We start from the raw sequence: 21,712 nt of genomic DNA on the forward strand, positions 1-21,712 counted from the left end.
AAGTTGCTAATATTGTACCATTAATTCTAAGTTTATTTGAGATACATTTCCAAAACTCTTGGTTTCATTCACTTAACAAGTATAAAATAATCGGGCTAGGTTAGTCGCCCTCTTCATTTCTGATAATGTGCCTCTCCCTTATTACGCTCCAAGCACCTTCAAAAAAATAACACAAAAAACCCCTAGTAAAATAGAACATTCAGCTTTTTACTAGGGGGATTTACGTATTTAGCTACTTAGAAAACTATCGTTTTATTTTGATGGACGATTATTCTGTCCTCAAGATGCCATTTCACTGCACGTGCTAAGACACTTCGTTCAACAGCGCGGCCAATTTTCTTCAGTCTATCGACATCATCACGATGATCGACACGACTAATATCTTGCTCGATGATCGGTCCTTCATCGAGGTCGTTCGTAACATAATGTGATGTTGCACCAATTAGCTTCACACCGCGGCCATAAGCACGTTCGTACGGTCTTGCACCAATAAATGCAGGTAAAAAGGAATGATGGATATTAATAATTTTATTTGGATTAGCAGCAACAAACTTAGGTGTTAAAATTTGCATATATCTTGCTAACACAATCACATCAATTTCATATTCCTTTAGTAACTTCAACTGTTCTTCTTCAACTTGTTCACGAATATCCTTGTTTGCCGGTATATAATAGAATGGAATGTTTAGTCCTTCTACGACATCTCTCGCCTCTTCATGGTTACTAATAACGAGCGCAATATCTGCCATCAAATCGCCGCTTTGCCATTCCCATAAAAGCTCTAATAGACAGTGCAATTCTTTTGATACAAAAATTGCTACCTTTTTTATTTGATAGACATGAGTTAGTTTCCATTCCATTTCAAACTGCTGTGCTATCTCTGCAAATTGCTGCTCTAGTTCAGTCGCCTTTTCCTTTAAATTCGGACATTCAAATTCAATTCGAATGAAAAAAATGCCACCTTCAGGGTCAGTTGAATATTGACTAGACTCTATAATATTTGCACTATGCGAAAATAAGAATTTTGATATTGCTGATACAATTCCCGGCTTATCAGGACAGCTTACTAAAAGGCGTCCTCGGTTTTGATTACGCTCTTTAAAACTTTCAATTTGATCATTAATAAATGTATTCATTATAAAAACCTCTCTATCTTCATTCACTCATTATACAATAGATAAAACAATACGATAAGATTAATTATTCAGTAGCTTCTTTTGATTCATCTTTTTTATAATTTGGTTTAACACTTCTGATAAAACCAGTCCAATTGCGATTGCACCAGAAATCATAAACGCCTTTGCTGCTAGTGGAATTGCCGCATTATAATCGTTCTCAACAACACGTCTCATTGCATCATACGCTAAGCCACCAGGAACTAGCGGAATGATTCCAGAAACATTGAAGATAATGACCGGCGTTTTATATCTTCTAGCAAAGTATTGGCTTATTATTGCGATAAAAAACGAAGCAATAACAGAGGCAAACACGCTATCCCCTGAATAATCAAAAAGAAATATATAAATAATCCACCCAATCATCCCTGCAAAGCCACACTTTAACAATGATTTGCTAGGTGCATTAAAAATGATTCCAAATGCAGCTGAAGCAATAAAACTCGTTATTATTTGCTCTATCACAAATCGAATCCCTCCAGCTTTAGTATTCTTCATAACTTTTATTACATATTTTAAGCTGTTGCTTTTAACTGAGTTGTCGCTTAGGGTTTGTCTCCGCTTCAGTACTCAGCAATAGCGGGGTGGGTGGTGAGCCTCATAGCTCCTTGCGGCTACCCGTTATCAAACTTCAGGTCACCTCCCTACGATAAGTCATCATCGATTCGCCATTCGGCTCATTGTGATTCCTTTGGTCTTAGTCGATGCCCCTCCAGTTTGTACGTCGATGGGCAAGCCGCCTACGCTTTTCGTACTCCTCAGCGTAAACGACTGCTCACGTCTCACCTCTCCCACACATCCCGCAAGAGTCTCTCAGGTCAGCTCCAACAAACCCTTAAAATAGGTTAGTGCAAAAAACCTCAATCTTTTAGAAAAGACCAAAAATCCTATTATGTTATCTATTAATATAGTGTGGACTTGAACTAATCCCCAGCCTAACACCTTTTCATGTCTCAAAACAGACAATTGAAATTTTAGAGCATCGTATAATGAAGGACATAGGTTTAAAAGTGGATAAATGTGAAAACAACAGCGACCCCTGCACCGATAGCAAAGGATGTTAAAAAGGCTTCAGCTCCTTTTGATATACCTGAAACTAAGTGACCTGCCATTAAATCTCTAACTGCATTAGTTATAAGTAGTCCTGGTACTAACGGCATGACAGAGGCAATAATGATTTTATCCAGTTCTACTCCTATATTCGTTACAATAAATGCAATAGATAGTAGACCAATAAGTAACGATGCAAGAAACTCAGCAAAAAATTTAATTTCGACAAGCCGGTGTATGTAAAGCATACTTGAAAAACCAAAGCCTCCTGCAATAATCGCCGGCAGTACGTCATGCCAACTGCCATTAAACATAATTAAAAAGCAGCCACTCGCAATTGAGGCAGCCAGGATTTGAATTAAAATAGGATATGCATGAGCATCCCTTTCAACCTCTTTCAGCTCTTCAAAGGCTTCTCTGACCGACAGATTCCCGTTACTTATCATTCTGGAAATACTATTTACTTTTGCAACCTTTTGCAAATCTGTGGAACGGTCATTTATACGCACTAACTTCGTGACATTTTCACGGTCAATTGAAAAGATAATTCCTGTTGGTGTGACATAGCTGTGAGAATGAGTAATTCCATATGCAGCTGCAATCCGCATCATTGTGTCCTCTACCCGATAGGTCTCAGCTCCGCCACGCAACATGATTTTCCCTGCTAGTAAACAGACCTCTAAAATATCCAATGTTTGACTTTGATTCTTAGTACTCATACCTCCACTCCATATCCTAAACTATACCTAGAGTTTATATAAGAAAACCTTATTAATCAACATAATCACGATGCACCGTTTCTCTCCTGATTAATTATGTTTATCCATTCGTTCATAAGAGGATGTGATTCGTCAATTATTTTATAATAACTATAAGCCAAATCTGCTACACTAAATAGAAATGTTTCCGGTCTCTCACTTACATATTCATTCAATTCCTGAGAAGCTGGACCATTTAATTGATGGGCTAAAGCTTCAATAATCATCGCTCTACTGTCTTCTCCATCCGCAGAATAATAGGCATTTTTTAAAACCTTATTTGCATAATCAGTTTTATAATTTTCAACAATTGATGTTGCAAAAATACATGATTCCTCTTTAATTAAAAATGGTGCAACTGCATCGACTACTGCCTCTTTCTGCATAAATATTAGAGCAAAAGCTACTTCATCTAATAATATATCATCATCTCTTACAAGAAGCTGTGTCAGCTGCTGTATATACCTCTCATTTTTCATTAAGCCTATCATATAGATGGCTAAATAACCGTCATATTGGAACCATTCGTTTTGTAAATTGCTTATAAATATTGACTCTAATTCATTGTCTGTAATCCATTGCTTTTTGACAAGTATGTACGCTGTCTTTTTTGCCATCCTATAAAGATTACCGTTGAATGCTTGTTCATTGTTAAGCCTTTCAATTAACTCATTGAAAACTGCAAATACCTTACGTTCTTCACCATTAACTAGGACATCATATAACGACCATTCTTCTTCAGTATAAAACGGCGCTAAAAGTTCCTTATACTTCCAAAGAATAGCTGGCGATAATTTATCGATTATATTTACATATAAATGTTTACTTTCATTAGGTGTATTCTGTAACCCATCCATAACCAACGGGATAACTTCCTCATGTTCTGAATCGACCGGACAGTAAATGAGAATAAGATCGCGCTTTATATCATTTATGACGGCTTCTTTCAATAATCTCTCAACCCACTTCTTGTCCACATTAGGATAATCATGCAAAGATTCAAGTACAAATTCCTGCACTACCGGGTCATCTGTTAATAAATTGGCTTCAATTCTCTCAAAAAAGTTCATTTATTCGTTAATTCCTTTCAATACTTATTCATTCCTATTTAAGTTTTAACATGTGTATCTTTTTATGACAATGTCGCACTACTAATATAAGGAGCAGCATATCGAATTGTCTAATTTCATAATTTATGAAAACGGTTAAATAAATTTGTTGACAACATGTATATACAGGTTTATGATTAATCCATAACATGTATATACATGTTTATGAAACCATTTTCATTTTTATATTCTATGTGTTTTATTAAAAGGCTATTTTCGTAAACATTGTTGCTATAAACATGGCAGTCGTTATGGTTGATTCCTGTTTCAATACTCGCTTGCCGCGAGTGGGTGAGTGAGCTTGTCTAGCTCCATTCAACCTTTTGTAAAGTAAGTAAGTTAGCGGAAAAACAATAACCTTTTTCGATCAGAGCCTAAATATTAGTAAACATCATAACCATTTCTTCAGAGAGCTTAATAAATAGATGTAGGAGGGAACACCATGAGTGTAGACAAAAATCAAGTTCGTCAGATTGTTGAAGCCATTGGCGGTAAAGATAATATTTCAGCAGCAACACATTGTGTAACAAGACTGAGACTTGCACTAGTTGATGAAGGAAAGGTAGATAAAGACGCTTTAGAAGCTATTGATTTAGTAAAAGGATCATTTTCAGCAAATGGACAATACCAAGTTGTCATCGGCCAAGGTACTGTCGATAAAGTATACAAGGAAATGGTCAGTCAAACAGGTATTGGAGAAGCGACTAAAGATGATGTAAAAAAAGCATCTGAACAAAATTTAAATCCATTACAACGTGCAATTAAAACGTTAGCAGACATATTTATTCCCATTTTGCCAGCAATCGTAACAGCCGGTTTATTATTGGGGATTAACAACATATTAACTGGTCCAGGAATTTTCTTTGAGCAATCAATTGTTGAAAAATATCCACAATGGGCAGATTTAGCCAATATCATTAACTTAATTGCAAATACAGCGTTTACCTTCTTACCAGGTCTTGTTGGTTGGTCTGCAGTTAATCGATTTGGCGGCAGTCCATTATTTGGGATTGTTCTTGGATTAATGCTTGTTCACCCTGACCTGTTAAATGCTTGGGGTTATGGAGCTGCAGAGGAAATCCCTACTTGGAACTTATTCGGTCTAGAAGTACAAAAAGTCGGCTACCAAGGTCAAGTTTTACCTGTATTAGTAGCAGCTTTTGTCCTAGCAAAACTTGAGAAATTCCTAAGAAGCAAAATCGCGGATTCATTCCAACTATTACTCGTTGCACCAATTGCACTTTTAGTAACAGGACTTATTTCTTTCATCGCGATTGGTCCGGTAACATTCGCGATTGGGAATGTCATTACAAACGCTGTCGTTGGTATCTTTGAATTTGCACCAATCATTGGCGGATTAATTTACGGTGGACTATATGCACCACTTGTTATTACTGGGATGCATCATACATTCTTAGCAGTTGATTTACAGTTAATCGGAAGCACAGGTGGAACATTCCTCTGGCCAATGGTTGCATTATCAAATATCGCACAAGGTACTGCGGCTTTAGCAATGATGTTTATTTTAAAAGATGAAAAACTGAAAAGCCTTTCCGTCACATCAGCAGTTTCAGCTTACCTAGGTGTTACAGAGCCTGCAATGTTTGGTGTGAATTTACGTTATCGTTTTGCATTTATTTCTGCCATTATTGGTTCAGCATTAGCAGGGGCATTTATCTCTGTGCAAGCTGTTAAAGCACCATCAATCGGTGTTGGTGGTCTCCCAGCATTCCTGTCCATCTTCCAGGAAAATTGGGCTTCATTCTTCATTGGAATGGCGATCGTAATAGTTGTTCCATTTGTTCTAACGTTCCTATTCGGAAAGTTAAGCAAACAAAAGTAACATATAAATTTAAGAGACGATACCATCGAACTAATTTACTTTCGTTCATGATGGTATCGTATCTTTCATTTATACGTATAAAAACTAATTATAAATGGCTAAATTCGTAAACATTATTGGACTTAGTTGCGGCTTGGGGTTGATTGTAGCACGAGTACTAGCATGCAGTCAGGGTAGATAAGCTTAGCCTTAAAACTAACAACTGAAAATACTAAAGCCATATAAATTAATTTAATAGGAGTTGTCTACATCTTGAGTAAAACATGGTGGAAAGAAAGTGTCGTCTATCAAATTTATCCTCGCAGCTTCATGGATAGTAATGGGGATGGAATAGGGGACTTACAAGGTATTATTTCAAAACTTCATTACTTAAAAAGCTTAGGTATTGACGTTATTTGGTTATCACCCGTCTATAAATCACCAAATGATGATAACGGCTATGATATTAGTGACTACCAACAAATCATGGATGAATTTGGGACAATGGCCGACTGGGAAAAGCTTCTCGAGGAAGTCCATAACCACGGTATGAAGCTAATCATGGATTTAGTTGTTAATCATACTTCTGATGAACATCAATGGTTTATTGAATCAAAAAAAGCAAAGGATAACCAATATCGTGATTATTACATATGGCGGCCTGGTAAGAATGGAAAGGAACCAACAAACTGGTATTCTAACTTTGGCGGGTCTGCTTGGCAATATGATGAGGCTTCCGATGAATATTATTTACACTTATTCTCAAAAAAGCAGCCTGATTTAAATTGGCAAAATCCTCAAGTACGTAGTGATATATATAAGATGATGACATGGTGGCTTGAGAAGGGGATTGATGGCTTTAGAATGGATGTCATTAATTTCATTTCAAAGCCGGAAATATTTGAAGATGGTGAACTTAAACAAGGAAAACAATATGCTTCCGGAAGTAAGTATTACCGAAATGGACCACATATCCATGAGTACCTTCAAGAAATGAACAAAACCGTACTAACAAAATATGATGTCATGACAGTAGGGGAAATGCCTGGTGTTACCCCAGAACTTGCAAGGTTATATACCGATGAAGCGCGAAACGAACTAAATATGGTGTTTCAATTTGAACATATGGGACTTGACAATGGACCTAATGGAAAGTGGGACTTAAAGCCGCTTTATTTGCCTGACTTAAAGGAAAACTTAACTAAATGGCAGCAAGCCCTAGATACTACTGGTTGGAATAGTCTTTATTTTAATAATCATGACCAGCCGCGTTCCGTTTCAAGGTTTGGAAATGATAAAGAATATCGGGAAAAGTCGGCTAAAATGCTTGCTACTGTCCTTCATATGATGAAAGGTACACCCTTCATTTATCAAGGCGAAGAAATTGGGATGACAAATATTCAATTTGACTCGCTTGATGACTACCGTGATATTGAAACGTTAAATATCTATCACGAATTGTCTGAAGAAGGGTTACCACACGAAGAGATTATGGAAAGTATTTATGCTAAAAGCAGGGATAACTCGCGAACACCGATGCAGTGGGACTCGTCAGAAAATGCAGGTTTTACAACAGGAACTCCTTGGCTTAAGGTGAATCCAAATTATCTTGAAATTAATGCCGAAACTGAAATAAAACATTCAGATTCAATTTTTCATTATTATCGTAAACTTATACAATTACGTAAAAACCATGACATTATCGTCTATGGTGATTATGAATTACTACTTCGTGACCATCCTGAAATATTTGCTTACAAACGAACGTTAAACAATGATACATTAATAGTTATTTGTAATTTTTCAAATCAGGAGCCAATCTTTGAATTACCTTTAGATCTTACTTTTCATTCAATAGAGCTCCTTATTAGTAATTATCCAACTGACAACAACATTCAAACAACACAATTAAAACCTTACGAAGCGAAAGCTTTTTTACTAAAATCATAACAGGTGGTGGAACAGATGAAACAACCATGGTGGAAAACTTCAGTTGTCTATCAAATTTATCCGAAAAGTTTTAACGATACACAAGGAAACGGTGTTGGTGATCTTCAAGGAATCATTGAAAAATTAGACTATTTACAAGCTTTAGGTATTGATGTCATATGGCTCACACCGATCTATTCGTCACCACAGCGTGACAACGGCTACGATATTAGTGATTATTTCAACATCCATGAAGAATATGGAACGATGGAGGATTTTGACCAATTAATAGAAGAAGGTCATAAGCGTGGAATAAAGATTATTATGGATATTGTTGTCAATCATACGTCAACAGAGCATGAATGGTTTAAACAAGCTGCTTCATCGAAGGATAATCCTTATCGTGATTTCTACATTTGGAAAGACCCGAAACCAGATGGATCCGAGCCTACTAATTGGGTATCAAAATTTGGCGGTCCAGCCTGGGAGTATGACGAAAAAACAGGGCAATATTATTTACATTTATTTGATGTTACCCAAGCAGATTTAAATTGGGAAAATGAGCAGCTACGTGAAGAGATCTATAAGATGATGACTTTCTGGTTTGAAAAGGGTGTTGATGGTTTTCGTTTAGACGTTATTAACCTAATTTCTAAAAATCAGGATTTCCCAAGTGATGATGGGACAATACCTCCTGGCGATGGCAGAAAATTTTATACTGATGGTCCTCGTGTTCATGAATTCATTCATGAAATGAACGAAAAGGTTTTCTCAAAGTACGATAGTATGACAGTTGGGGAAATGTCTTCAACTACGATCGACCATTGTATAAACTACTCTAACCCAAATCGAAAAGAGCTTAGTATGACCTTTAACTTCCACCATTTAAAAGTTGACTATCCAAATGGGGAAAAGTGGGCAATAGGGGATGTGGATTTCTATTCTTTAAAACAAATCCTCTCTACTTGGCAAATTGAAATGCATAAAGGTGGGGGATGGAACGCTTTATTTTGGTGTAACCATGACCAGCCAAGAATTGTCTCTCGATATGGAAATGATCAGGAATATCGCGTAGAGTCTGCCAAAATGCTTGCAACTACCATGCATATGATGCAGGGGACACCATATATCTACCAAGGTGAAGAATTTGGTATGACCGATCCAAAATTCTCTTCTATTGAACAATATCGAGATGTTGAATCAAAAAATATGTATGAGATTTTACTTGATAAAGGTATACCTGAAAATGAAGTATTAGAAATTCTACGGCGAAAATCACGTGATAATTCCCGGACACCCGTACAATGGAATTCTTCAAAACATGGTGGGTTTACAACTGGTACACCATGGATTGATGTCGCAGATAATTATACAGCTATTAATGCTGAGGAAGCCGTTAATAGTCCAGACTCAATTTTTTATCACTATAAAAAGCTCATCTCGTTACGGAAAGAGCTCAACGTGATTACTGAAGGTAATTATCAACTCTTATTAGAAGATGATCCGCAAATTTTTGCTTATTTACGAGAAACAGCAGATGAGAAACTGTTAGTCATAAGTAATTTTTATAAGCAAAAGGCAAGATTTGAGTTACCTTCACAGCTCGACTTGGCTGGTTATACAAGCAAGGTGTTACTTTCTAATTATAAAGACTCATCAGATGTATTCGAAACGATTAACCTTCGCCCATACGAGTCAATTGTCTATCACTTTGCAAAGGCATAAATCGATACACGTGCTTTCTCGTTCATGATAAGATAAAGTAAGGGTCTTCGAGAAAGAGGAACCTAAACTGAATCATCTCAGGCCATTTACAGCCTGTTTAGAGATAGGATAAACGGTGATAAAAGTGAGAGCAAATAAATATCATGTAATATACAAGGAATGGGCAGAGAAAATTAAGACTGGCGAATTGAAGGCTGGTGACACGATACCCTCTGAAAATGATTTAGCACAAATATATGGGACAAGCAGAGAAACGATTCGGAAGGCTTTAAATCTACTTGCTCAAAATGGGTTCATCCAAAAAATCCGTGGCAAGGGGTCCGTTATATTGGATGTTCAAAAAATGAGTTTTCCGATATCTGGTCTTGTTAGTTTTAAAGAAATCTCAAAAGGGTTTCAAGCAGAAGCAACAACAACCGTACATGACATCGGTCTCATTAAACCTGACGCATTTTTGATGCAACAATTACAAGCTTCTAAAAAGGATGAAATATGGAAGGTCATCCGCTCTCGCAAAATTGGTGATGAGCGGATAATTTTAGATAAAGACTATTTCCTTAAAAAACATGTCCCGATGCTAACGAAGCAAATTTGTGAATCGTCTATCTATGATTATTTAGAACATAACCTTCAATTATCGATTAGTTTTGCAAAGAAAGAAATCGTTGTTGAAGAATGTACTGAAGAAGATTACAAACATCTCGATTTAGAAGGCTTTACCCATATTGTTGTTGTTAAAAACTATGTTTATTTAGAAAATACTAGTTTGTTTCAATATACTGAATCACGGCATCGTCTTGATAAATTCCGCTTTGTTGATTTTGCAAGACGCGGTGTCTAACTGTACTAGGAGGATAGATCGATGAAAACAGATATAATCGAACGCTTCACTCGTTACGTCAAAATTGATACACAATCTAACGAACTAAATGAGTCATGTCCATCAACAGAGGGGCAATTGTGTTTGGCTAATCAGCTAGTATCTGAGCTTGAAGCTATTGGCATGGAGGATGTCACGATTGATGAAAATGGCTATGTCACGGCAACCTTACCAGCTAATAGTGATAGAGACCTTCCAACGATAGGGTTTTTAGCACATATTGATACAGCAACTGACTTTACAGGTAAAAATGTACAACCGCAAATCACTGAACAATACGACGGTCAAGAGCTTACTTTAAATGAAGATTTACATATTACACTTTCTCCTACGATGTTCCCAAATTTGGCAAATTATCGCGGGCATACACTCATTACGACAGATGGGACAACATTACTTGGGGCCGATAATAAAGCAGGGATAGCAGAAATTATGACAGCAATGGACTACCTTATTCAGCATCCAGAAATTAAGCATGGGAAAATACGTATAGCTTTTACACCTGACGAGGAAATTGGCAGAGGGCCACATAAATTTGATGTTCATGCCTTTAATGCAGACTTTGCTTATACAGTAGATGGAGGTCCATTAGGGGAACTGCAGTATGAAAGCTTTAATGCTGCTGCTGCAAAAATTGTCTGCAAAGGAACAAATGTTCATCCCGGGACTGCTAAAAACAAAATGGTCCATTCTGCAAAAATTGCAATGGAACTTCATAGTAAGCTACCACATGATGAAGCACCTGAACATACAGAAGGCTATGAAGGGTTTTATCATTTGCTTTCAATAAGTGGTGATGTCGAAGAAACGATGCTACATTACATTATTAGAGATTTTGACAAAGCAAACTTCGATGCTAGAAAAGAAAAAATGAATACGGTCGTTGATGAACTTCAAGACAGGTATGGCAAAAATTCAATTACACTTGAATTAACTGACCAATATTACAACATGAAGGATAAAATTGAACCTGTTATGCATATTGTCGACATTGCACATCAGGCAATGATGAACTTAGGAATAACACCAATTGTTGAACCAATCCGTGGCGGTACTGATGGTTCACAGCTTTCCTACATGGGATTGCCGACTCCTAACATTTTCACAGGCGGAGAAAACTTCCACGGTCGTTATGAGTTTATCTCAGTTGATAATATGATAAAAGCTACAGAAACGATTATTGAAATCATTAAGTTATTTGAAGAAAAGGCTAATTAAATCATTAACTAAAATTAGGCTGTGACATAAAAAGGGCCAGACACCTCCTAAAACAACAATATATAGCTTTATATATTGTGTTCGGGGTGTCTAGCCCTTCATGTTAATCATTAATTACGATACTTATCTTTCATATTATCGCCTTGTTCTAAAATCTCATCCTTCATACTCTTTCCTTGGTCTTGTAAGTGATCAATTTGTTCTTTAAATCTGCCCTCATAATCATCTAATATATTCTTCCGTTGACTTATCAAGCTTTCAACTTCTTTTCTTACATCAGAGCTAATTTGCTCTTGATTATATAAGTAATAGGCAGCCTCACTTAAATGGTTTTTCTCAGCATACATCAAATTCGAGAACTCTGATTTTTTCTTGTATAGTTCATTGACCTTTTCAGTTTGTTCTCTTGAGACTTTATTATAGTTTTCTGATGACCATTTACTCCACTCATTATAAAGACGCACTCGTTCCTTTTCCCAAACTTTCTTAAAATCATCTGCAGAGTTTACCGTTTCATATTGACCGCCCCCGGCTTCAGCTACTTCAAGCAACTGCTTTTGCCCATTGCTGTCAACATCAAATCCGATAATGTTCACTACTGCTTTTATATTTGAATCATGAAGCTCCTTTGCTGCCTTTACCGGGTCTCCATCACAAGTTTCAATTCCGTCACTTACAACATAAATTATATTTTGTGCATCATTAGCCGCTTTTTCAAAATCTTTTTTTGATTCCATAATTGCGTTGGCAATTGGTGTCCATCCTGTCGGCCTAAAGCTGTCTAATGATGCTTTAAAGTCTGCTTCATTGTATGCATTTAGTTCGTACACTAACTCTGTGCTTGCACATGATAACTCTTTATCACTATCACTATTACTTCCTTTGTGTCCGTAAACACGCAACGAAACATTTGCACCTTCTGGCATTGAGGCAACAAAGTTATTGATTGCTTCCTTAGCTAACTCCATTTTTGTTTTCCCGCCAATTTTCTGGGCCATGCTTCCACTCGCATCTAATAAAATGGCAATATTAGATACGCCATTGACAACTTGCCCATCATCAAGCTTCATACCTTCTGGTGTTCCAGATACTGTTGTTTCGATATTCGCATTAAATGATTCAGCAAACTCATAATGTTCCTCAAACGTTTCTGACTCACTCATAAGGCCGAGTAAATACTGATAAACTTGGAAGCTATCTTTATCTTGAAAGCTGTTCTCGTCTAAATCCCTATGAACAATTGCTTGGTTGTATTTATTTCCAGAGTATTTTCCGGGTTTTTCTTTAATGATTTCCTCTATTGTTGTGGCAATTTCAAATTCTTCTTCCTCAACTTCCTTTTCTTCTTTTTCTTTCTCATCTACATTCGTTTCTTTATCTACACTGTCGCCTTGATTAGCTTCTTTCTTCACTGTTTCATTTGATCCACAAGCTACTAATATACTAAGTGTTAGTGATAATAAGACAAATACATATAATGCCTTCCTCACGACATAACTCCCCCTTCAATATGGTTATGTTATTTTCTCTCTATATACCAATAGCATATATCTAAGGTAAAATACATCATTAACCTGTACTGCTAAGAAAAACCAAACTTTCCACCTATTACACATAGGGCCAATTACACGCGTGTGGTTTACGCATGCGGGATATTAGCCCCACTAAAATTACGAGATATTACTGGTCATATTAGAACGAAATTGTTAACAAACGGAAAATTTTCGTGGCATTATTTTATATCTTTCAACATATTAATCATTAAATCTACTTTATTACCTGTTTTTTTGATGAAGAAACTCCCCAAATATATAAAACAATGACAAGTGCAACACTACATATTCCTACAAGCACCCATATTAGAATTGAAATAGACAAAGTGGAAGAAGATGTGACCTCTTCTTCCAACTGATTGTTCATTCCTGATATTGTCGCAGTAAATAGATTCATCTCAACTGCTTTTGATTGTATTGTATTACGATTTGCAGTTTCATTTAAAAAGAGTGAAGCAATGTGATTATCATTTGTAGACGTTCCTCCTTCAAATGATAGCTCTCTAATATGCTCTGGTATTTTTGAGCGTACCGTCGTAGATGCTGATTCATCATGTAGTAAGCTCTTATTCGTTTTTACTGTCTTTTTTTCATACTGATTGGGCTCAAGTTCATCAATACTTGGCGGGTTTGCATATACTACATCTGTCATAGTAAGATGAACGACCATAGTGATGAGGAACAAGATTAACATAAAAAGAAATGCCCTATGCTTCATATGTTTCAGAACCTTCCGTCGTTACCTTTCCTGCCTTTGAAATGAAGTATTGCAATGCTCCTAAGCCAATAATCATAAATGCCAATATCATGACTGCTTGGTTAAATAAGCTTTCTGTTCCGTATTGAATTGACATATATACGCTTGACATCGGGTCTTCAAACGTGAAGTTTGGCGTAGTTAACGCTAGTAAAGGGGTGATATAAAATACAATGACGCCAACCGTTATAAAGATTCCGACCAAGTGGTGCACACTAAATGCAACTCTAATCAATGCAGCACCTGCAGCCAGCAGGAAGATTGTATAGACCGTCCATTGAACTGCACTATCTTCTCTTAATGGATAAATATCTAAGCCAAATAAACTTATAACGAGTCCCACAATGATGTTTAATAAAACAAATAAAATGGCTTGTACCCATAAAGGCGGTTGCTGAAAGTAGAAGCTTGTATATCCAATCAGTAAGCTACATACGAGTACAATAAACATGACAACTACTGGTGGAAGGTTTTTCACCGTTTGAGTTTGTGTTTCTTCTGGTACATCTCCGCTTATTTTCAATGGATTTGTTAAAAAATCATAGACATAACCATTCGATTGTCCATCTACAAAGGCATTTCCTAGGACACTAAACACATCATCCCTAATTGATTCAGTAATTTTAACATTTGATGCCCATTTATTATTTAATTTATCTGCATCTACTTGAACATCGTTAACCCTTACTTGCATTTCACCAGTATACTCTACGATTGTACCTTGGTTCTCTTTTATTGAATCCATCATCGTATGGATTGCTTCCATTTGTGAATTGATTCTCTCAGTATCTGTTACTACTTGTTGTCCTTCTACTGGTGAGGTTGGTTCTTCAGCTGTCAGTAGGCGCTGTGGTTGATTAATATGGTTAAGAACTTCTGTCGCCTCTTGGAGAATACCATCAAGATTTTCTAATAGTAATCTATGATTTTCATCGACTTTTTTACGATAGTCGACCATGAAGACAGCAAAGCCATCCTCCAGAGTCATTAACGCATCCTGAGTTGTTGGCATCTCTTCGCCTAGTTGATTCCATTTGTTACTTTCCTCTTCAGAAATTTCAACGATTTTATTTGCCTCTTGCTGTAACTCTACAGATTCAAGTACGGCTGCCTTTTCCTTATTAGTCGCTAACATGCTCTTTAATGTTGCTTCATATCTATCTAAATAAGAATAATAATACATCATCTGTAGTAAATCTTTACTCTTTATTTCCTTAGATAATATTTCAGTTATTCTTTGTTTTCTCGATTCAGATAGTGCTGAAGATGACAAGATTGATTGTTCTTTTCTATCAATTGCTTCTCGAATATCACCCTCATACTCCTTATATAAATCAAGCTCAGCTACTAATTTTTCAATATTTTTCTTTATTTCTGTATTTTCATCTATTAAATCAGTTTTCTCTGCCTCTAAATCACTGATACTACTATTTAATTCTTCAATTTCCTTTTCAAGCGACTCTATATAACCATCTTTATGTTTTAGCGTTTCAGTCCAGATTAGCTCTAATGCTTGATATTCCTTTACTAATTTCTTTATTTCTTCCTCTAGTGGGTTGTTACCTTTCTCTTTCTCTGCTAAATCAGATTGTAAGTCAGTTATTCTCTTACTAATTGTATCCAATCCAGTAAGAGCCATGGCAACATCCTCTGAAGTCGGGTCCAATAAAGTTGTAAGCTGTTCTTTAATTTTCACTATTTCCTCTGTTATTTCTGCTAATTCCTTCTTTTCCTTCTCTAAGTCAACTAGAGATGTCTCTGGTTGTTCTGGTATTTCAGGGTTTTCACCATCTTCCGGTAGTTCATGTTCCTCTGGTGTTTCAGGGTTTTCACCATCTTCCGGATGTCCGGGTCCCTCTGGCGTTTCAGGTTTTTCCTCATGTTCAGGTGGTTCTGACTGGTTCGGCTTTTCAGATTTAGGCTGTTCTACTGGATTTTGGTCTTCTGTTACTTCACGCTCTTCCTCACTAGCCTCTTCTTGCTGTTCTACCTGCATCGTTGTATATGAGTTTGCCTCATCATCACGATCTTCATTATTTAATAGACTCTCGTCATTTTCATCAGCGCCCTCATCATTTTCCTCTGGGGCAGGCTCATCACCATCACTATTATCTTCATCGGTTGGTTCTTCAGGCTTTTCTTCCTCAGCAGGTTCATTAAGTAATGCACTTAAACTCTCCAGTTCATCTTCTACATCATTTAAAAAAGTCGTATCTTTAAGCTGCTGGTAAAAGTCTAATATCTTCTCTTGTAGCTTATAGTACTCACTTGCCTGCTTTGCTACGATGCTAAACCTGTCGTTTTCGAGTTGTTCAACTAGCTGCTGAGTACCAGCAAAGTTTGTCTCTATATTATTGATAGTTTTTATTACGCCCGCTCCATGTTCATCAAAAAGCGACGTTGATTCTTTAAATAAAGGATGCTGGTTTTGAGTTACTTTACTTACTGTTTCAATTGATTTTGTTTGTACCTCAGCCAGCAAGGTTTGTTGTTTTTCCTGGTATTGCTTATATTGCTCAACATATTCAACAAATGTTGCTAAACTTTTTGCATATCCTTCCATTGTTGATTTCTGCTCTGGTCTTTGTTCAGTCATTTGTGCAATAGAAGATTGTAAGTTTGTTAACATCGCTTTTTGGTCTTCTATTTGACCTGCCAAATCCTTTGAAGATGGCTTATAGAATGCCGTCATTGTTTGTTGAAATGCAACTTCCTTTTCTAATATTTCGTCAAATTCTTGGCGAACATGTTCTAAATCTGACGAGATATAATTCCAATACAACGTTGAAATTTTTTGGTTGACACGTTTTGTTGCCTTCTCCAGTTCGACTAATACCTTCTCTTTATTCACAGCATTTAATTGACTTTGCACTTTGAATTGAAGGTTTGTTTTTGTTGGATTTTCTTCATCATAAGTCATAATTTTCTCTGTGAAGTCTGATGGTAAATAGACGATGGCATCATACTTCTTATCTCTTAACCCATTTTCCCCTGCACTTCTCCCGACTACTGTCCATTCATAATTTGAATTCTTTGACAGTATCGAAGAAACATCTTGTCCCAATTTGATTTCTTCTTCCGCTTCAGCTGTACCAATATCCTCATTAATAATTGCAATTGTTTTTGTTGCTGTTTCCTTAGGTGTTGCCACCTTTAATGGATTCTCACCAATTGCACGGAAGAAAAGAAACGGGGTAATGCCAATTAATAGGATGACAATTACTAGCTTAGCTATGGCACTTACCTTTTCGTTCATACGTGTACCTTCCTTTCAATATTCACAAGTGGAATTTGAATTCTTTGCTCTTTTCCATTTTCAAGATAATAACCAAATCCTGTTTGTACATCAGGTTCTTTTCGTTCATATGTCATTGTATAGAGTGTTTGCTCTGATTTTTTCACTAGAATCAATGCTTGACGGATTTGTTTGATTTCCACAGTTAAGGCATCATAGCCTTTTGTTAATTCACTGTTATTACCTGTGACGATAACATTGAAGCCGAGATGACTAAAGTTTTTCATGAATTGAACAATCCTCGTTTGCATCTGATTATCAATTTTTTGTAAGAAGTTTGAGTACCCGTCAATCATAAATAAAATCGGCGGGAATGATGGTGCATGATTCCTCAATTGTATTTGATGTTGATACTCTGTTTCTCTCAATGCAATAATCTCTTCAACCTTGTCCAACCAAATTGATAGCTTCTCTTTATCTTCTAAATAGGTTATTTCTTTTGCTCCATTGAATGTTGATAGTCCTCGATCAATTGAATCAAAAATCGCTATATTCTCGATATTTGCTTCAATAGCCTCATGGATAAACAGCTTTAAGGCATTTGTTTTACCCCTTTGTGCCTGGCCTAAAATAATAAAATGTTTCGTTTTATTAAAATTAACGTAAACAGGTGTTACATGCTCTTCATCAAGCCCAATTGGGAATTGTTCAGATTTCTCCTTTACATATTCTGAGAAGTTGGTAATCGTCAATTCTACTGGAAGCATTGGAATTGGAGCAGGCTTTTCACTTTCTGCATAAACTGCTTTTAAATGTTGTGTCGTATCTTTCATTTTCTCTATTAATTCAAAATCATTATCTGCTTTTACAGGTAGGAAAACTTGTGCAAAAAATGCATCATCCTTTTTAATAATTGCCCTTCCAGGTATTGACTCAGGAGAAAATTGAAGTCTTCCTACTATTGAACTTGCTTCACTACTGTCCATTAAATAATGAACAACCTTTGTCTTAATATTACTCATTAAAGCTTGTCTAACTGAATTGACTCGTGTAGCAGAAATAATCATATATATCCCCAATGACACACCGTCACGTGCCATTTGATTTATCTGTTGCTCAAGTTCATACATTTCTTCTTTAATGATGTCGAAATTGTCGATTGCTAAAAATAGTAATGGCAGCTTTTCGGTAGTTAACGCATTATACATTTTTATTGACCCAACTTCTGCCGTTTGGAAGAGCCTCTTTCTTTTTACTATTTCTGACTTCAGCATCGTCAGGAATTTTTCAACTTTACGTTCTTGATCAATTGTAAAGTAGTCTGCCGTGTGTGGAAGCTGTTTAACAGGCAAAAGACCACCATTACCAAAGTCCATAATATAAAAGTGGACTTCTTCAGGTTTATATTTCTTTGCCATCCCGACTAGCAGAGTCATTACTGTGTGTGATTTCCCAAAACCTGCAGTCCCAAAGATTCCTACATTGCCATCATCCATCATTTGGTAGTAGTAAGCTGATTGACTTTGTTTTTCTGGCTCATCCACCATAGCAAGTAATATGTTCGACTTTTCGCCATCTTCATCTACATCATCGATGAACATACGGCCAGGTAATGGGGGTAGCCAAGGACTAGGGATTCTCTCCAGCTTCATTTCCTTCTCTAATTGTTCAATTTTTTCAACGATAACGCCGATTTCACTTCTAGTTTCTTTTTGAATACTTTCAGATGCAGAAACATCAGATAATGGAATCAAGCCTAAATCTGTAACAATCGCAACTTCATCTTCAAGATCATAGGAATCCTCTTCATGATATGGAGCACCACTCCATGCAGATTGGAATAACTCATAAACCTCATTATTACCAACCTGTAAATACCCTCTACCAGTTACAGTGATTGATGCAGCATCACCATTTTTTAATATCTCGCGGCTATCCTCTACATTCTGCACTTTTAATGCTACTCTAAAGCGCGCATTACTCCAGATTTGATTATCAATTACACCACCAGGCTTCTGCGTGGCAAGAATGAGATGGACCCCTAAACTACGGCCTATACGAGCTGCACTGACTAATTCCTTTATGAATTCTGGTTCCTCTGCTTTTAATTCTGCAAATTCATCCGAAATTAAAAAGAGATGTGGTAAAGGCTTTGCAGCTTTTCCTTGTTTATAAAGCTTTGTATAATCGTTTATATGCGAAACACTATACCGGTCAAATAAACGTTGCCGTTGCTTTAACTCACTTTTTATTGATGCTAATGCCCGTAGGCTAAAGTTTTTACTACCTTCTATATTCGTAATCGTCCCGAGCAAGTGTGGCATATTTTTAAATGGCTGTGCCATACCTCCACCCTTATAATCAATGAGGAGAAATGCAACTTCATGCGGGTGAAAATGTACTGCTAGAGATAAGATATACGTTTGTAAAAATTCACTCTTACCAGACCCTGTTGTACCAGCTAGCAAACCATGTGGCCCATGTGCCTTTTCATGTAAGTTTAATTCAACTGTATCTTCCTTCCCCTTTAAACCGATAGGAACAGCTAATGATTTTGCAGATTCCTTCGTTAACCAAAATTGCTTAATTGGGAGCTGCTCGATCGTTTTCACATTCATCATTTCCAGGAAAGATACACTAGAAGGTATTGAGTTCGTCATTCCCATTTGATGGTCAAGCGTTCGTAACATTCGTGCATAGGGTTCATTGTTCTCTCGATGATGAGTATCTAATGTAAAAGGAATTTTCACCGCTTTCTTCTGTTGAATTAAGATATCACCTTGTTCGTCATTAATGTAACGAATAAGTGTATGAATATTGTCTGATAAACTTTCCTTTGCCTCTGCAGCAAATATAACCGATATGCCTAAGTGACTATGTTCACCTTCTAGATACTCTAAGATAACGTGGTCAGCAATCAGTTGATGATTCGTGACAACAAAGACGAATTGTGGAGAGTAACGGATTTTCTCTTTCTCTTCTTCCAAATCACGTTCGCGAATCAATTCATATAATGAGTAAAGGAGCTGGTCACGTGTCTTCTCATTGTAGATAAATCCCTTTGCGTATGAACCGGGGAGCTGAAAATGCGGTAACCACTTCATCCATTCCCACTCTTTATATTCCTCTTCATTAAAAATAAAGACAAAGCGCAAATCATGATAGCTATGAAAAAAGGCAAGCTGACCTATAATTTGGTGTAACTCATTTTTTAAAACTGAATCTTTACCAATTAGACCTATCGCACCTTCTGATAGGTTTGCTGTAACTGGTAAATTTGACAGCTTTTTATAATATCTTTCTAACCTTTGCGATTCTTCTAACAAATGGTCGGTTTCTCGATTAGACAAATCTGATGAACTCATCGATATTTTATAGCTAGCATCAACGGATCCAAGACCTAATCGAAACTGTAGGACATCAGGACTTTCAAGCGTTCTCTCCCAAAGACGGTCAGAAAGTTGATTTGTTAAATATTTCATTCTCTCAAAAGACGGGTAATGAAACGTTAAGACTTCTTTTTGTTTATCTGCTAATGCTTGAAGCTCTTGTCTTTTCATTTCAAGATAATTCGTATAAATGCGTAACCGTCTTTCTTTTGCTCTTTTTTGGTTACCCTTATCCTTGAAGTAATGAACAGTTGAGGTAACAATCGTTGTCAAGAACATGATTAACGTGATAAGAATATAGATTCCCCTCGGAACAAAAATAGCGACAAGACCCATTGCAAGTAACATCACTAATGGTGGCAAGATAATTAACCATAAGCTCCGATTTGAAGGTTCTTGTTCTTGAGACGGAAATGAAAGTCTAACATCTTCATCTGGCAGGTCATAAACCATACGTGGTGTTCTTCGATAAATCGGATACTTCTTTTGCATCTCAGACTGTGGCTTAAGCGTTTCTGAAAGTGTTGTCTTATAGTCAATTAAACTTTCAATCTGAATAAAATCCTCTTCTAGTAATGTAATCTTCATATAAGGCCAAAAAATGCAGTCACCTATCATCATATTTGCAGAGCCATCAAATTGAGAGCCATTTAGAAATAGTGATTCCTGTTCAGCTGTACTAATTTTCCAACCTTCGCTTTCCTTATGGAGCGTAAATTGAATTTGAGAAAAGGGAGCTTCCACATTCTTTTGAAATGCTCCACCAGACTCTTCAATTTGAAAGGTGACCTCTAGTTGATGTCCTATATAGTAGGTTTTTGCAGCCATTAATGTTGGAGTAATCACTAAGAATGGTGCATCCAAATCAGTACCGATTGGATATGGTTGCTTCTCCTCAATCACAACGCTTTTCCGATTATCATCCACCATATAATAGTGATTATCTTCTGTAATGATTTTTACCGTCTTTTCAAGTCCACGCACAGTGATTGTATGCTGCAAATCATGACCAATTGTCACTTCTTGTTTTTGATTCAGCGTTATAGAAAGCTGCTGATAGGACTGATTATAAAAAACCCATAATATATGCATCTGCATCACCGCCTGTTCTT

The 21,712-nt window shown here is 36.6% G+C and carries 14 protein-coding genes; 5 read left to right on the forward strand and 9 right to left on the reverse strand.

The window, feature by feature from the left end:
* Positions 1–236: 236 nt before the first annotated feature.
* From purU to J2S19_RS09805, 5 genes are all read right to left on the reverse strand, one after another.
* Entirely contained in the window at positions 237–1,136 is a 900-nt protein-coding gene (gene purU, locus J2S19_RS09785) for a formyltetrahydrofolate deformylase (RefSeq protein WP_307340845.1), read from the reverse strand.
* A gap of 60 nt (positions 1,137–1,196) precedes the next feature.
* On the reverse strand, positions 1,197–1,673 hold the full coding sequence (locus J2S19_RS09790) for a threonine/serine exporter family protein (protein WP_307340847.1): 477 nt from the start codon (positions 1,671–1,673) through the stop codon (positions 1,197–1,199).
* 159 nt (positions 1,674–1,832) lie between these two features.
* On the reverse strand, positions 1,833–1,961 hold the full coding sequence (locus J2S19_RS09795; RefSeq protein ID WP_307340850.1) for a hypothetical protein: 129 nt from the start codon (positions 1,959–1,961) through the stop codon (positions 1,833–1,835).
* A 218-nt stretch (positions 1,962–2,179) separates the two neighbouring features.
* Entirely contained in the window at positions 2,180–2,944 is a 765-nt protein-coding gene (locus J2S19_RS09800; RefSeq protein ID WP_307340853.1) for a threonine/serine exporter family protein, read from the reverse strand.
* A gap of 65 nt (positions 2,945–3,009) precedes the next feature.
* Positions 3,010–4,053 carry a zinc chelation protein SecC gene (locus tag J2S19_RS09805; protein ID WP_307340855.1) on the reverse strand — a complete coding sequence of 348 codons (1,044 nt, stop codon included), beginning with the start codon at positions 4,051–4,053 and terminating at the stop codon, positions 3,010–3,012.
* 481 nt (positions 4,054–4,534) lie between these two features.
* On the opposite strand from J2S19_RS09805, the gene treP reads away from it, so the two are divergent.
* From treP to pepT, 5 genes are all read left to right on the forward strand, one after another.
* Positions 4,535–5,935, forward strand: a complete 1,401-nt coding sequence (treP, locus tag J2S19_RS09810; protein WP_307340858.1) for a PTS system trehalose-specific EIIBC component — start codon at positions 4,535–4,537, stop codon at positions 5,933–5,935.
* 252 nt (positions 5,936–6,187) lie between these two features.
* Positions 6,188–7,864, forward strand: a complete 1,677-nt coding sequence (locus J2S19_RS09815) for a glycoside hydrolase family 13 protein (RefSeq protein WP_307340861.1) — start codon at positions 6,188–6,190, stop codon at positions 7,862–7,864.
* A 15-nt stretch (positions 7,865–7,879) separates the two neighbouring features.
* Positions 7,880–9,568, forward strand: coding sequence for an alpha,alpha-phosphotrehalase (gene treC / locus J2S19_RS09820; RefSeq protein ID WP_307340863.1), 1,689 nt, complete (start codon positions 7,880–7,882; stop codon positions 9,566–9,568).
* 124 nt (positions 9,569–9,692) lie between these two features.
* Positions 9,693–10,409 carry a trehalose operon repressor gene (treR, locus tag J2S19_RS09825; RefSeq protein ID WP_307340864.1) on the forward strand — a complete coding sequence of 239 codons (717 nt, stop codon included), beginning with the start codon at positions 9,693–9,695 and terminating at the stop codon, positions 10,407–10,409.
* A 21-nt stretch (positions 10,410–10,430) separates the two neighbouring features.
* The gene (pepT, locus tag J2S19_RS09830) at positions 10,431–11,666 is read left to right on the forward strand and encodes a peptidase T (RefSeq protein WP_307340866.1); all 1,236 of its coding nucleotides are present in this window, start codon (positions 10,431–10,433) and stop codon (positions 11,664–11,666) included.
* Between the two features lie 110 nt (positions 11,667–11,776).
* Here the strand turns inward: pepT and J2S19_RS09835 are convergent, their stop codons facing one another.
* The 4 genes from J2S19_RS09835 to essC all read right to left on the reverse strand — a co-directional run bounded on the left by J2S19_RS09835 (position 11,777) and on the right by essC (position 21,692).
* On the reverse strand, positions 11,777–13,156 hold the full coding sequence (locus J2S19_RS09835) for a VWA domain-containing protein (protein ID WP_307340867.1): 1,380 nt from the start codon (positions 13,154–13,156) through the stop codon (positions 11,777–11,779).
* A gap of 277 nt (positions 13,157–13,433) precedes the next feature.
* The gene (gene essA / locus J2S19_RS09840) at positions 13,434–13,937 is read right to left on the reverse strand and encodes a type VII secretion protein EssA (protein WP_307340869.1); all 504 of its coding nucleotides are present in this window, start codon (positions 13,935–13,937) and stop codon (positions 13,434–13,436) included.
* Positions 13,927–17,232, reverse strand: coding sequence for a type VII secretion protein EsaA (esaA, locus tag J2S19_RS09845; RefSeq protein ID WP_307340870.1), 3,306 nt, complete (start codon positions 17,230–17,232; stop codon positions 13,927–13,929). The genes essA and esaA overlap by 11 nt, the downstream gene beginning before the upstream one ends.
* Positions 17,229–21,692 carry a type VII secretion protein EssC gene (essC, locus tag J2S19_RS09850; RefSeq protein ID WP_307340871.1) on the reverse strand — a complete coding sequence of 1,488 codons (4,464 nt, stop codon included), beginning with the start codon at positions 21,690–21,692 and terminating at the stop codon, positions 17,229–17,231. Before essC ends, esaA begins: the two co-directional genes overlap by 4 nt.
* Between the last annotated feature and the right edge of the window lie 20 nt (positions 21,693–21,712).

Source organism: Metabacillus malikii, assembly GCF_030813355.1.
Taxonomy (GTDB): Bacteria; Bacillota; Bacilli; order Bacillales; family Bacillaceae; genus Metabacillus; species Metabacillus malikii.